We start from the raw sequence: 13,157 nt of genomic DNA, 5'->3' as shown, positions 1-13,157 counted from the left end.
CCATGTCCACATCCGCCGTCCTGTCATTGTCATCTGTATCACTCTCGCTCAGGGGCAACGCCGGACCTGTCGATATCCTGCATGACATCGACCTTAATATCCATGCCGGCGAAACTGTTGGGATGGTTGGACCATCGGGATCAGGCAAGTCATCGCTCCTTATGTTGATGGGCGGGCTTGAACGCGCCACCAGCGGTCAGATCATAGCCCTTGGGCAGGACCTAGGCCCGATGAACGAAGACGCGCTGGCCCGCTTTCGCAGGGCACATATGGGGGTCGTGTTCCAATCCTTCCACCTGATCCCGACGATGACGGCCTTGGAAAATGTGGCTGTTCCTTTGGAATTGGCGGGCGACGCCGACGCCTTTGATCGTGCAGCCGAAGAATTAACAACGGTCGGCCTTGGCCACCGGATGGACCACTACCCGGCCCAAATGTCCGGCGGAGAACAACAGCGCGTTGCACTTGCTCGCGCCTCGGCCCCACGACCCGAGATTCTTCTTGCCGACGAACCGACAGGAAACCTCGACGGCTCAAACGGAGCTGCGGTTGTAGACCTTCTGTTTGGCCTGCAGGAAAAACATGGCGCGACGCTGGTCCTCGTGACCCATGCAATGGAACTGGCCGAGCGCTGTTCTCGGGTCGTCCGCCTGCGCGACGGACGCGTCGATTCAGAAGAAACGCAGATGCAAGCGGCGCAGTAAGCTCATGAGCAGCATCGCCCTCGCCACCCGCTTTGCCCGCCGCGAATTGCGCACTGGATTGCGCGGCTTTGGCATTTTTCTTGCATGCCTTGCCCTCGGTGTCGCGGCCATTGCTGCCGTCGGCTCTGTCCGCGCATCCATCGAAGCAGGCCTTGCCCGCGAAGGCGCAGCCCTCCTTGGCGGTGACGCCGAACTCGAACTGACCTACCGTTTTGCCAATGACGCCGAGGCGGCATGGATGGCCGAAACGGCGGAGGCCGTTTCTGAAATCGTTGATTTCCGCTCCATGGCCGTGGCCGAATTGGACGGTGTCACCGAACGTGGCCTGACACAGGTGAAAGCCGTCGACGACGCTTATCCATTGATCGGGCGCGTGGTCCTCAGCCCCGATATTCCACTGGATCAGGCACTGGCCGGTGACGCAAACCCCGGAGGCGTGATGGAGCAGGTCTTGGCGGATCGTATGGGCCTGAGCATTGGCGATACCTTCCGACTTGGCACGCAGGACTTCACCCTGACCGCCCTGATTGAGGTTGAACCCGACAGCAGCGCCGGTGGCTTTGGGCTTGGCCCGCGCACCATCGTGCGCACGGTTGATCTCGAAAACTCCACCCTGCTGGAACCCGGCACGCTCTTTTCCACGAAATACCGCCTAGACCTCCCCACGGACGCAGACCTCGACGCCACCCGCCAAGAGGTCGCAACACAATTCGCCGAAAGCGGTGCGCGTTGGACCGATGCCCGCAACGGCGCGCCCGGCATTGCCGAATTCGTCGACCGACTTGGCGCGTTTCTGATCCTCGTTGGCCTATCAGGCCTAGCCGTCGGCGGTGTCGGCGTCAGCGCCGCTGTGCGCAGCTACCTTGGAAGCAAAACGTCGGTCATCGCCACGCTGAAGACACTCGGAGCAGACCGCAACACGATCTTCCTGACCTATGTCTTCCAGATCGCTGTCTTGACCGCCATCGGCCTCGTTTTGGGGCTGGTCCTCGGCGCAGCACTGCCTTTGCTCTTTGCGCCGATCATCGAAGCGCAACTGCCCATCCCGGCCGCCTTTGGCATCTATCCCGGCCCACTGGTCGAAGCCGCGATCTACGGCACCCTTGCCGCAGCCATCTTCACCCTCTGGCCTCTCGCCCGCGCAGAAGAAGTCCGCGCCGCCGCCCTCTTCCGCGATGCTCTTGGTGCTGGCCGTATCTTGCCTGCTCCGCGCTACTTGTTGGGGACGATAGCGCTCGCAGCCTTGCTGATCACAGCCGCCGCTCTTTTCTCTGAAACATGGATGCTGACGCTATGGACCGCAGGGGGCATCATCGGCAGCCTCGTGGTCCTCGCCGCCGCCGCCCTCCTGACCCGTTTCCTCGCCGCGCGCGCCACCCGGCTCAAGGCCACACGCGGCAAGACCTCGCTCCGCCTCGCGCTCGGCGCCATCGGCGGCCCGCGCGAAGAAGCCACCTCTGTTGTGCTCTCGCTCGGCCTCGGTCTCTCCGTCCTTGCCGCTGTGGGGCAAATCGACGGCAATCTGCGTGGCGCGATCAACGGCGAATTGCCAGACGTGGCCCCATCCTATTTCTTCGTGGACATCCAGAATGACCAACTGCCCGGTTTCCGGGAACGCCTCGACACTGACCCACAGGTCAGCCGGGTCGATACCGCACCCATGCTGCGCGGGATCATCACCCGCATCAACGGTCAGCCCGCACGTGACGTGGCCGGTGATCACTGGGTGCTCGAAGGGGACCGGGGCATCACCTATTCAACCGAAGTCCCCGGCAATACCAGCGTCACCGAAGGCGAGTGGTGGGATGCGGACTATTCAGGTCCACCGCTGATCTCTTTCGCGGCAGAAGAAGCCGTCGAAATGGGCCTCAGCATCGGCGATGAACTCACGCTCAATATCCTTGGCCGTGACATCACCGGCACCATCGCGAGCTTCCGCGAGGTGGATTTCTCGAACGCTGGAATTGGCTTCATCCTGTCGATGAATCCCGGCGCACTCGCAGGTGCACCGCACACCCATATTGCGACCGTTTATGCCGAGGAAAAGGCCGAGGCACCCATCCTCCGCGATCTGTCCAACCAGTTCCCGAACATCACTGCGATCCGCGTGCGCGACGCAATCGACCGTGTCTCGGGCCTCTTGTCCGGTCTCGCCGCCGCAACATCATACGGCGCGTCTGCGACCCTGCTTACGGGCTTCCTTGTCCTAATCGGCGCCGCCGCCGCAGGTCAGCGCGCCCGCACCTATGAAGCCGCCGTTCTCAAAACCCTCGGTGCTGCCCGCCGGACCATCCTTGGCAGTTTTGCCTTGAGATCTGCCCTGATGGGGCTCGCGGCAGGAAGTGTGGCTCTCTTCGCCGGATGTCTCGGCGGTTGGGCGGTCGCCACCTATGTGCTTGATACCAGCTTCGAGATCATATGGCCTTCGGCGCTCACCATCATAGCGGCTGGCATCGCGACAACGCTTCTGGCGGGCCTCGCATTTTCTTGGGGGCCTCTGGCCGCGCGCCCCGCTCAGGTGCTACGCAATCGGGAATGACACGCGCCTTCTTTGGCTACGGCTCCCTCGTCAACAGCCGTACACATGACTTCATAGCGACTCCAGCCCACCTGAGCGGGTGGCGCAGGACGTGGTGCGCCACGACGCATCGTGACGCGGCCTTCCTGTCCGTTGACCCCGATCCTGATACCACGCTCATGGGCGTCACTGCCCCGGTGCCCGGCACCAATTGGGCTGACCTCGACCAACGCGAGGCCGCCTATGACCGCATCGACGTCTCGCTCCAGTTTTCCGCACAGACGGTGGTCTATTCCGTGCCGCATCACTCAAAAACCGACTTAAGCGATCACAGCATCTGGCTCAGCTACCTAGACGTTGTCCTGCAAGGCTATCTGCACGTCTTTGGCCCGGACGGACCGGCGCATTTCATGGAGACGACCGACGGCTGGGAGATCGGCATCACAGACGATCGTGCCGTGCCCCGCTATCCGCGCGCACAGTCACTTAGCGACGACGAAATCGCCATGGTCAACGCACTCACGTCGACCTACTGGCGCTGACGCGCATCCTTCTATGTTTCACAAATACTCGCCCGCCGCAGGCGTGTTGGATCATCGCCGATGGTGAAACAGTTGCAATAGCCGCGCTTGTCTCTGAAACTCGGCAGGTCCTTCGACCGCCTCTTCCCGCGCCACCCGCATAACGCGCCGGGCCATGATCACAGCCACGGCTGCAAAGATCATCCCACCAAAAGCCTGACCGATCAGCACCCCCGGCGCGCCAAACCACGCCGCACCTAGGATCACGAACGGGATCGTACCCAGAGTATGCCGCCCCCAATTGATCCAGGTCGAATAGAACGGATGGCCCAGATTGTTGAACGAAGCATTCGTGACAAAGATCAACCCGTTGAAGAACCACATCAGCGCCAGCGGTCCACAGAACAAGAACACCAGCGTCCGCGCGATTCCTTCGGCTGAAAACACATCGGCAATGAAACCGCGCAGCAGGAACAGCAGCGCCGACATCACAACGACCACCAGAGCGGTAAAGACAACACCGTCGCGGAATGCCCGTTCGACCCGGTCGAACTTCTTGGCCCCGTAATTCTGTCCGATGATCGGCCCGATGGCTCCGGACAGCGCAAAGATGATGCCGAAAGCCACCGGCGTGATACGCGCGACAATCGCCATCCCGGCCACGGCCTCTTCGCCAAACGCCGCCATTGACCGCGTGACATAGGCCTGCCCGATCGGCGTCGCGAGCTGGGTCAGGATTGCCGGAAAGGCGATCACGGCAAGCGGATGCAAATCCGCCATCAACTGCGCCACCTTGGGCCGAATGATCCCGGAATGATGTCGGATTATCGGCAGCAAAGCCCATGTCGCAATGGCAACCCGCGCGCAAACGCTGGCAATCGCCGCCCCTGTCAGTTCGAGGTCGAGCCCAAAGATCAGGATCGGGTCCAGCACCGCGTTCACGGCGCCTCCCATTAGTGTCGCATTCATCGACCGTCGTGCATCCCCATGCGCCCGCAGGATTGCCCCGCCGACCATCCCAATCAGCAAGAGCGGCAGCGACGGGATGATGATCCGCAAGTAACTTGAGGCCAGTTCCAGCGTCTCGCCCGACGCCCCCATCAACGCGGCGAGCGCGGGGATATTCAGCCAGACCACGCCGGCAAAGATCGACCCAAACACAACACCCCAAAAGAGCGATGTCGCAACCTTCTGCTGCGCCAGATCATCTTCACCCGCACCCAAGGCTTTGGCCACCAAAGCACCAGAGGCAATCGCCATACCGATCCCGAAACTTGACGTGAAAAACAGGATGGCCCCCGCATAGCCTACGGCCGCGGCCAGCTCCTCTTTCCCCAGCATCGAGATAAACAGCATGTCGACCAGATCGACGAAGAACACCGCCATCAGCCCCGTGGCAGCCGTGAACGACATCACGCTGATGTGGCGGAACAAGTTGCCGTCTAGAAATTTTGCCTGCTCAGCCATCTGGGCCTCCGATCTTTTGGCGACCGTGGCCGATCATCGGCAGTCTGGCAATGGGCTGCGCCTCAGCCCTTGGCTTTGACGACCTGCAACAGCGGCAACAGACGCCCCATATCCGGCCCGTGATCCATCCCCGTCAGGGCCTTGCGCAGCGGCATAAAGAGGCCTCGACCTTTGCGACCTGTCTCGGCCTTCACGGCAGATGTCCACTCGCCCCATGTCGCGTCCGTCCATGGCCGCGCAGGCATCATGCCCAGCGCGGTCGCAACGAACTCTGCGTCATCTTCTGCAATCACAGGCTCCGCCCCGTCGCGCATCAGCGACCACCATCCCTCAAGATCGTTCAGGGTGGTGATATTCTCGCGCACAACGTCCCAGAACGCCTCGGCCTGATCAGCGGGCACACCTGCCGCGGCGACATCGGCTGCCACATCTTGCAGCGAAAGCGCCTGCAAATAGCGCGCCGTCAACGGATACAGGTCATCCGCGTCGAATTTGGTCGGCGCAGAGCCAAACTTGGACAGATCAAAATGCTCTGCCAATTCGTCCATCGCCATCCGCAATTCAACCCCATCGGACGAGCCCAGCCTCGCCATCAGGCTCAGCAACGCCATAGGTTTAACACCCGACGCCCGCAAATCGCGAAGCGATAGCGTGCCAAGACGTTTCGACAGTGCCTCGCCCTGTGGACCGGTCAACAGCGAGTGATGTGCAAAGATCGGCGGCTCAAAGCCCAACGCGCGGATCATCTGAATTTGCGTGGCAGTGTTCGTCACGTGGTCCGACCCACGCACGACATGGGTGATCCCCATCTCGGTGTCATCGACAACCGACGCCAGCGTGTAGAGGACCTGCCCGTCGCCGCGGATCAAAACCGGGTCCGAAACGGACGCGGCATCAATCGAGATGTCGCCAACGATTCCATCAGCCCACTCGATGCGTTCCCAATCCAGTTTGAACCGCCAATGGCCCGCGCGATCTGCACGCAGTGCGTCTTTTTCGGCGTCGCTCAACTCCAATGCCGAACGGTCGTAGACCGGTGGCTTGCCCATATTCAGCTGTTTCTTGCGCTTCAGGTCCAGCTCGGTCGGCGTCTCAAAGGCCTCATAGAGGCGGCCCATGGCGCGCATCTTATCGGCAGCCTCTGCATAGCGATCCAGCCGCTTGGACTGATACTCGATCCGGTCCCAAGCAATGCCCAACCAATCAAGGTCTTCCTGAATGGCGTCGATATACTCCTGCTTGGACCGTTCCGCGTCGGTGTCATCAATGCGCAGGATGAATGTCCCACCCGCCTGTTTGGCGATCAGATGGTTCATCAGCGCGGGACGCAAGTTCCCGATATGCAGGTAACCCGTCGGTGACGGAGCAAAACGTGTAACGGTCATGGCCGGTGCCTTCCTATCAACCCGCGCGGATTGCCAAATGCGCGCGCCGTTGTCCACACCTGTCCCGCCACGGCACGAAGTCTAGGCCTCAAACACCGGATACTTGCTGCGCAAATCCGTCAGCCCTGCCGAAATAAGCTCTTTCAGGACAGCGTGGTCTACATCCGCTAATTTATTGATGTACAGGCAAGCCGCGCCGGTTTTGTGCTTTCCCAAGCGATCAAGCAGTGCGGCAAAATCTGCATAGCCCGGCATGATATAGAGGCTCAGGTTCGATTTGCGCGGGGAAAAGCCGGTGGCGCACATGCTGCCTGACCGCCCGGAGTCGTAGGTGTAATCATATCGACCAAAGCCGATAATGCTTGGGCCCCACATCTGGGCCTCCCATCCGGTAACCTCCGCGAATATCTCCATCAACCGATCCGCGTCGGCTCGCCGCGTCGGATGATCCACCCCGGCAAGGAAGTCTGACACCGCAATTTCGGTCGGTTTCGTCTTGTTCTCGGCCATTGCGGGTCTCCATTCATGCACAATGAGGTGTTCGCGGAAGCAGTAGCTTTCGAACCCACAGCGCTATGTCCCAGACTACCATAATCTTGGAGACTGACCGATGACTTCTTTTTCCCGCCGCTCTGTTCTCGCCGGCGCGGCTGCCGCGCCACTGATCCCGACCCTTGCCTCGACAGCCTCCGCCGGTGGGCATGGCGCCATGGTGACATCGCGCGCGCGCAGCTTTTTGGTAGGTGACTTTCACGTCACGACCCTGCTCGACGCAAGCGGTGCGAACGATAACCCTCAGGGTATCTTTGGCATGAATGTCTCCGAGGAAGAATTCGCCGACGTCTCCGCACAGAACTTCATCCCGTCCGACAGCTTTCAGGGCTTCTTCACCCCGGTTGTCGTCGAGACCGGCAGTGAGACGATCCTGTTTGACACTGGCTTGGGCCAAGGCGGCCTGATCACTTCGCTGGGCGAAGCAGGCATCCGGCCAGAGGATGTGACCCACGTTGTCATCACCCACATGCACCCTGACCACATCAATGGCATGGTGACAGACGGCGCGCCAACCTTCCCCAACGCTGTCTATGTTACAGGCCGCGCAGAATATGACTTCTGGGCCGCTCAAGGCGAAGGCAATCGCATCTACGACATCATGTCGACCAATGTGATCCCGTTTGCCGATCAAATGACCTTCCTCGAAGACGGTCAGGATGTACGCGGCGGCATCACCGCGATGGCCGCCTTTGGCCACACACCCGGCCTGTTGAACTTTATGATCGATAGCGGCGGACAGCAGCTTTACCTCGCCTCCGACCTGGCCAACCACTATGTCTGGTCGCTGGCCTACCCCGATTGGGAGGTGCGCTTTGACATGGACAAAGCCGCCGCAGCAGCCACCCGTCGCCGCGTGCTGGGAATGCTGGCGTCTGAACGCATTCCGATGCTGGGCTATCACATGCCGTTCCCCGGCGCAGGCTATGTCGAGACGCGCGAAGACGGCTTCCGCTGGGTTCCGGTGACATACCAAATGACTGCGCGAAGCTAAGCAATCACTGGCACCCATCCAATCTGTTGGGTGCCAGAACCCCGGCGAGGATCAGCTTGGATCGCGCCAGCGGTTCACAATCGGATAACGACGATCCAGCCAGAATGCCCTTTCGGTCAACCGCGCACCGGGCGCAGACTGGAACCGCTTATATTCACTGATGTAAATCAGATGCTCGACCCGCTTGACCGTCTCGCGGTCATAACCAGCGGCAACGCAATCTGCGACGGACGCCTCGCGATCCACAAGCATTTCCAGGATACCATCCAGCAGCTCATAAGGCGGCAAGCTGTCCTCGTCCTTTTGGTCTTCGCGCAACTCGGCAGTCGGAGGTTTGTCGATGATCGAAACAGGGATCACTTCGCCGCTTGGCCCCGCCATCCAGTCGCGGTGATTGGCATTGCGCCAGCGGCACTGCTCAAACACCCGCGTTTTGTACATGTCCTTGATCGGATTGTAGCCGCCTGACATGTCGCCATAAATCGTGGCATAGCCTACCGCGACCTCGGACTTGTTCCCGGTCGTCAGCAGCATCTCACCAAACTTGTTCGACAGCGCCATCAAGAGCAGCCCGCGCAAGCGCGATTGGATATTCTCTTCGGTGATATCTGCCTCAAGCCCCTCAAAGAGTGGCCCCAGCGCCTCAGTCACCGCCGCACGCGGCCCCGAGATTGGCACATAGTCATACCGACACCCGAGCCGCTTGGCGATGTCCTCAGCGTCATCCAGCGAAGCTTGCGATGTGTACTCGGACGGCAGCATCACGCAGCGCACATTCTCAGACCCTAGAGCATCTACGGCAATCGTCGCAACAATCGCACTGTCGATACCCCCGGACAGACCAAGAAGCACCTTCTTGAACCCGGTCTTGCCCATGTAATCGCGCAATGCCTCGACCATCACGCGATAGTCCTGCTCCCACTCATTCGGGTGTGCAGCGTGATCCAGCGCGACGACATGCCAACCGCCGTCGCCTTCTTGCAGGTCGATATGGGTGATCACCTCATCAAAGACAGGCAATTTCACGGGCATCGTCAGATCAGCGTTCAGCGCAAAGGACCCGCCGTCAAAGACCTGATCATCCTGACCGCCCACCATGTTGAGATAAACGGCAGGTAGCCCCGTCTCACGGACACGCGCCACAATGTGGCTCAGCCGCACGTCAAACTTGTTGCGGTGATAAGGCGACCCATTCGGCACAAAGAGAACCTCTGCCCCAGTTTCAGCCAGCGCTTCGGCCACATCCGGATGCCAAGCGTCCTCGCAGATCGGGGTCCCCACGCGCACGCCATTGACAGAGTATGGTCCGTGGATCGGCCCTTGCTCATACAGGCGGACCTCGTCGAACACGCCGTCATTGGGACGTTCATGCTTCAGTATGGTGGCCGTGACCTTGCCGCCGTCGCAGATGAAATAGGCGTTGAACAACCCTGCCTCGCTGCGCATCGGGCCCCCAATGCCAAGCATCGGCCCATCGGCGCAGTCTCGGGCAAGATCATGCACGGCCTGCATCGCCGTTTCGGCGAAAACCGGCTTCATGATCAGGTCCTGCACCTGATACCCGGTGATGAACATTTCAGGCAGATAGACGATATCGGCACCGGCGGCTTTGCCGTCTTGCCACGCGGCATGCGCTTTGGCCACGTTTCCAGCCAGATCACCCACGGTGGGGTTCAATTGCGCCAATGTCATACGAAGAGTGCGCGCCATGCCAGACCTTCTCAGTACTCAGGTGTGAAACCAGCCATGTCCTTAACAGACCCAGCCGTAGGCGAAACCCTGTTCACAACCCTCTCACACCCGTTCAAACACCACATATAGATGTTGCCCGGGTGCCCTACCTCAATTAGCTTACTCCGTGACCCGGCCAAGGGAGTCGTCGGCCACAAGTCGGAAGTCCGACAATCCGCCGCATGACCCCACCATCAGGATAAACCAAGGCAAGGCCGGTATGGGGGTTCGACATGCAGGTTCGCGGCACACTTGCGGCAGCGCTTTGTGTATCACTTTTTGCAGCCTCTCCGGTTGTGGCCCAACAGGTCGCAACCAAGCAGTATGACGATGGCGGCGTCTATAAAGGCGCGTTCAAGAACGGCAAACAACACGGTCAGGGGACCTACACCCTTCCAAACGGGTATGAATATACGGGCGAATGGGTCGATGGAGAAATCCTTGGCCAAGGCACCGCCAAGTTCCCCAATGGGTCGGTCTACGTGGGCGCGTTTGCCAAGGGCAAACCCGAAGGTCGCGGCATGATCACCTTTGCCGACGGCGGCACCTACGAAGGTGAATGGTCGGACGGCAAAATCACCGGCGAAGGCATTGCGCGCTACGCGAACGGAATCATTTACGAGGGCGCCTTCCGCGCCGCCATGCACCATGGCACGGGCGTCCTGCGGACACCTGACGGCTATGTCTATGACGGAGACTGGATCAACGGCGTCAAAGAAGGTCGCGGCCGCATCACCTATCCTGACGGAGCCATCTACGAAGGCGCGATGCTGCGCGGCGTGCGCGAGGGCGAAGGAAAACTGACCATGCCCGATGGCCTGATCTACGAAGGCGATTGGAAAGACGGCCAGATCGCCGGCGAAGGCACGCTGACCCAACCCAACGGCGACGTCTATCAGGGCACGCTGGTTGCGGGCCGCCGCGAGGGAACCGGCACCGTCACCTATGCCAACGGCGACACCTACGAAGGCGCGTTCCTCAGCGACCTTCGTCACGGACAGGGCACGTTCCGCGGCGTTGACGGCTATGTCTATGTCGGTCGCTGGGAAAACGGTCAGGTCTCTGGCACAGGCGAAGTCACCTACCCAGATGGATCGGTCTATACAGGGCAATTCGCGAATGATCTTGCCAACGGCTTTGGCAAAATCGTCTACACGGACGGGTCCACCTATGAAGGCCAATGGGTCGATGGCGTCATCGAAGGCGAAGGCATCGCAACCTACGCCAACGGCGTGACCTACCAGGGCGAGTTCAAAGACGCCCGCAACCATGGGCGCGGTGTCATGACCTATGCAGACGGCTATCGCTACGATGGTGAGTGGTTCGAAGGCCAGCGTCAGGGTCAGGGCACGGCGACTTACGCCGACGGCACGGTCTACACCGGTGCATTCCTGAACGGCCAACGCCACGGACAAGGCGAAATCGTGATGTCCGACGGCTTCAAATACACAGGCCAATGGGCGGTGGGCGAAATTGAAGGGACCGGCGTTGCCACCTACGCGAACGGCGATGTCTACGAAGGCACATTCCGCGCAGGGCGTCGTCAGGGAGACGGCACCATGCGCTATGCCAACGGTCAGGTCGCGAGCGGCACTTGGGATGATGGCGCTTTGACCGAAGCCCGCCGTGTCGTGAACGAACAAGAAGCTCCTGAGTCAGAAGACGGCTGATCGGCGTAGCCGTCTAGACCACGTCCTCTGTCACACCGGGAAGCGGCTGTCCCATACGCGCGTGCTGTTCGACGTCGAACGGGACAAGGAAACCGCTGCGGTTTTCCGGCAAACTTACACCATTGCGTTTGATGCGTTCGGCCCACCAAGGCTGGAGCGTTGTCGGGTCCATGGCCTCTTTTGGTAAGGGCTGGTGCCACCAATGCTGCAACAGACCCGCACGCGCCCGGTCCACACGGGATGGATCAGTGATCTCAACCGCCAGCTCGGTATCCCAGCGCATAGAACGTCCGTTCAGATTGGCCGAGCCGATCAACGCGTATGCATCATCCTGAACAAGCACCTTGTTGTGGACGTGGATCACCGGCGAACCGGCCAGAGTTTCAAAGCTGTCCCGGTCGGCAAGTCTCGGCTGCACGGGCACAGCGAGCGTCAAGCGGCTGCCAAAGGCCTCTTGAACCGTTTGGATCGCATCCTCCGCGAGTGACAGACCGTATTTGGCGTCCAGACTATCCGACCGATCAAAAGCCACATCTTCCGGCAAAGCGGGCAAGACGATCACAGATGTCAGGTCTGGCGACCGCGCCCCGGCTTCGGCCAAAGTCTCTGCGATCACTGACGACCGTAGAAATTGCGTTTCAATATAGATCAGCTTCTTTGCGCGTTTGAACGCTGCGACATGCGCCTCTTCGATTTCGTTCAAGAGCGTCCGGGGCGACAGAAACGGCATTTGGAACCGTCGCGGGGCAGAGAGCGTCCGCTTGAGACCCGGACAGTCCGGAACCGCCGCGCGGCCTTCGGTGACCGATCTATAGGTATCTAGATGGCGCTTCGCGGCCTTTGCCTCTGGCCCGCGGAGAAGCACCTGAATATCAGACCACGTCTCGGCAGCGGGGCGGTCGTGGTTTGTGCTGTCATAGCGTCGTTCGTTCAAATCCAGGCCGCCAATGTAGAGAATATCGTCGTCTATTACCGCCACCTTTTGGTGATGCGTCGCCGGGTTCATGGCGGGCATCCGATGCCAAAGCCGCTTGGACGGTTCACCGTCCGCACCTGCCTTCTTTATCTTTTTGCGCGCTTCGAGCTGTTTCTTTTTCACGAAAGGCAGAAACCCCAACCAAGGCAACATGCCAGCTTTGGCGGGGTGCAAATGCGCGGCGACGCGCAACTGATCTGCCTTTGGATTGACTGCCACCGCCAGTTCCTCTCCTTGCTTCACAGTGCGCATCGAAAGGCTGTGCAAATCCGGGGCCATCACCGGGTCAAAGTCGCTCACACTGAGCGTCACGCGCACGCCCTTGCCCAGCACATGCGCCAAGAGGTCGAACCACGTGTCTCCCACGGCGCGGCCTTCTTCACTGCGCAGGCGCGTGTCCATGTCAAAGATGCGAAAGCCCGCAGTCACCGAATGCTCGGCTTTCAGGACCGCCCGCTCCAAGGCGGGCCATGCCTGTTCTGCGGTGATCAGAATGTCGAAATCATCGGTCAACGAAAGCACGCCCTGACGTCAATGGATCAGAGACACACACAACTCATGTCCGATATCCCAGTCGTCTCAGACGTAGCGCGCTGAATTACAGATTGAAAGCCAGCTTGCCCGCTCAATCCGCGTGTC

At 60.3% G+C, this 13,157-nt stretch carries 10 protein-coding genes; 5 read left to right on the top strand and 5 right to left on the bottom strand.

The window, feature by feature from the left end:
• The first annotated feature begins 2 nt into the window (after positions 1-2).
• The 3 genes from FE702_RS15825 to FE702_RS15815 are packed head-to-tail and all read left to right on the top strand — an operon-like array spanning position 3 to position 3,764.
• On the top strand, positions 3-704 hold the full coding sequence (locus FE702_RS15825) for an ABC transporter ATP-binding protein (protein ID WP_147127285.1): 702 nt from the start codon (positions 3-5) through the stop codon (positions 702-704).
• Positions 705-708: 4 nt separating this feature from the next.
• The gene (locus tag FE702_RS15820) at positions 709-3,243 is read left to right on the top strand and encodes an ABC transporter permease (RefSeq protein WP_147127284.1); all 2,535 of its coding nucleotides are present in this window, start codon (positions 709-711) and stop codon (positions 3,241-3,243) included.
• Positions 3,240-3,764: a gamma-glutamylcyclotransferase family protein gene (locus FE702_RS15815; protein ID WP_147127283.1), complete on the top strand. Its 525-nt coding sequence runs from the start codon at positions 3,240-3,242 to the stop codon at positions 3,762-3,764. The genes FE702_RS15820 and FE702_RS15815 overlap by 4 nt, the downstream gene beginning before the upstream one ends.
• A 51-nt stretch (positions 3,765-3,815) precedes the next feature.
• Here FE702_RS15815 and FE702_RS15810 read toward each other — a convergent pair whose 3' ends face one another.
• The 3 genes from FE702_RS15810 to FE702_RS15800 all read right to left on the bottom strand — a co-directional run bounded on the left by FE702_RS15810 (position 3,816) and on the right by FE702_RS15800 (position 7,105).
• Positions 3,816-5,210: an MATE family efflux transporter gene (locus FE702_RS15810; protein WP_147127282.1), complete on the bottom strand. Its 1,395-nt coding sequence runs from the start codon at positions 5,208-5,210 to the stop codon at positions 3,816-3,818.
• Between the two features lie 62 nt (positions 5,211-5,272).
• Positions 5,273-6,595 (bottom strand): glutamate--tRNA ligase, encoded by a 1,323-nt coding sequence (gltX, locus tag FE702_RS15805; protein WP_147127281.1) that lies wholly within the window; start codon positions 6,593-6,595, stop codon positions 5,273-5,275.
• Positions 6,596-6,676: 81 nt separating this feature from the next.
• Positions 6,677-7,105, bottom strand: coding sequence for a DUF1801 domain-containing protein (locus FE702_RS15800; protein ID WP_147127280.1), 429 nt, complete (start codon positions 7,103-7,105; stop codon positions 6,677-6,679).
• 100 nt (positions 7,106-7,205) lie between these two features.
• Between FE702_RS15800 and FE702_RS15795 the strand changes: the two genes are divergently transcribed.
• Positions 7,206-8,141 (top strand): MBL fold metallo-hydrolase, encoded by a 936-nt coding sequence (locus FE702_RS15795; protein ID WP_147127279.1) that lies wholly within the window; start codon positions 7,206-7,208, stop codon positions 8,139-8,141.
• A gap of 51 nt (positions 8,142-8,192) precedes the next feature.
• Here FE702_RS15795 and FE702_RS15790 read toward each other — a convergent pair whose 3' ends face one another.
• Positions 8,193-9,851 (bottom strand): NAD+ synthase, encoded by a 1,659-nt coding sequence (locus FE702_RS15790; RefSeq protein WP_147127278.1) that lies wholly within the window; start codon positions 9,849-9,851, stop codon positions 8,193-8,195.
• Between the two features lie 254 nt (positions 9,852-10,105).
• Between FE702_RS15790 and FE702_RS15785 the strand changes: the two genes are divergently transcribed.
• The gene (locus FE702_RS15785) at positions 10,106-11,542 is read left to right on the top strand and encodes an MORN repeat-containing protein (RefSeq protein ID WP_147127277.1); all 1,437 of its coding nucleotides are present in this window, start codon (positions 10,106-10,108) and stop codon (positions 11,540-11,542) included.
• 13 nt (positions 11,543-11,555) lie between these two features.
• Here FE702_RS15785 and FE702_RS15780 read toward each other — a convergent pair whose 3' ends face one another.
• The gene (locus tag FE702_RS15780; protein ID WP_147127276.1) at positions 11,556-13,040 is read right to left on the bottom strand and encodes a phospholipase D family protein; all 1,485 of its coding nucleotides are present in this window, start codon (positions 13,038-13,040) and stop codon (positions 11,556-11,558) included.
• Between the last annotated feature and the right edge of the window lie 117 nt (positions 13,041-13,157).

Source organism: Shimia ponticola, from assembly GCF_007995215.1.
In the GTDB taxonomy this organism is placed as follows: Bacteria; Pseudomonadota; Alphaproteobacteria; order Rhodobacterales; family Rhodobacteraceae; genus Shimia_B; species Shimia_B ponticola.
This window is presented reverse-complemented; position numbering and strand designations above follow the sequence as displayed.

What these genes read in the sequence shown, in the direction of transcription:
- FE702_RS15825 (WP_147127285.1), top strand. Translation starts at nt 3, where the DNA reads ATGTCCACATCCGCCGTCCTGTCATTGTCATCTGTATCACTCTCGCTC.
- FE702_RS15820 (WP_147127284.1), top strand. Translation starts at nt 709, where the DNA reads ATGAGCAGCATCGCCCTCGCCACCCGCTTTGCCCGCCGCGAATTGCGC.
- FE702_RS15815 (WP_147127283.1), top strand. Translation starts at nt 3,240, where the DNA reads ATGACACGCGCCTTCTTTGGCTACGGCTCCCTCGTCAACAGCCGTACA.
- FE702_RS15810 (WP_147127282.1), bottom strand. Translation starts at nt 5,210, where the DNA reads ATGGCTGAGCAGGCAAAATTTCTAGACGGCAACTTGTTCCGCCACATC.
- gltX (WP_147127281.1), bottom strand. Translation starts at nt 6,595, where the DNA reads ATGACCGTTACACGTTTTGCTCCGTCACCGACGGGTTACCTGCATATC.
- FE702_RS15800 (WP_147127280.1), bottom strand. Translation starts at nt 7,105, where the DNA reads ATGGCCGAGAACAAGACGAAACCGACCGAAATTGCGGTGTCAGACTTC.
- FE702_RS15795 (WP_147127279.1), top strand. Translation starts at nt 7,206, where the DNA reads ATGACTTCTTTTTCCCGCCGCTCTGTTCTCGCCGGCGCGGCTGCCGCG.
- FE702_RS15790 (WP_147127278.1), bottom strand. Translation starts at nt 9,851, where the DNA reads ATGGCGCGCACTCTTCGTATGACATTGGCGCAATTGAACCCCACCGTG.
- FE702_RS15785 (WP_147127277.1), top strand. Translation starts at nt 10,106, where the DNA reads ATGCAGGTTCGCGGCACACTTGCGGCAGCGCTTTGTGTATCACTTTTT.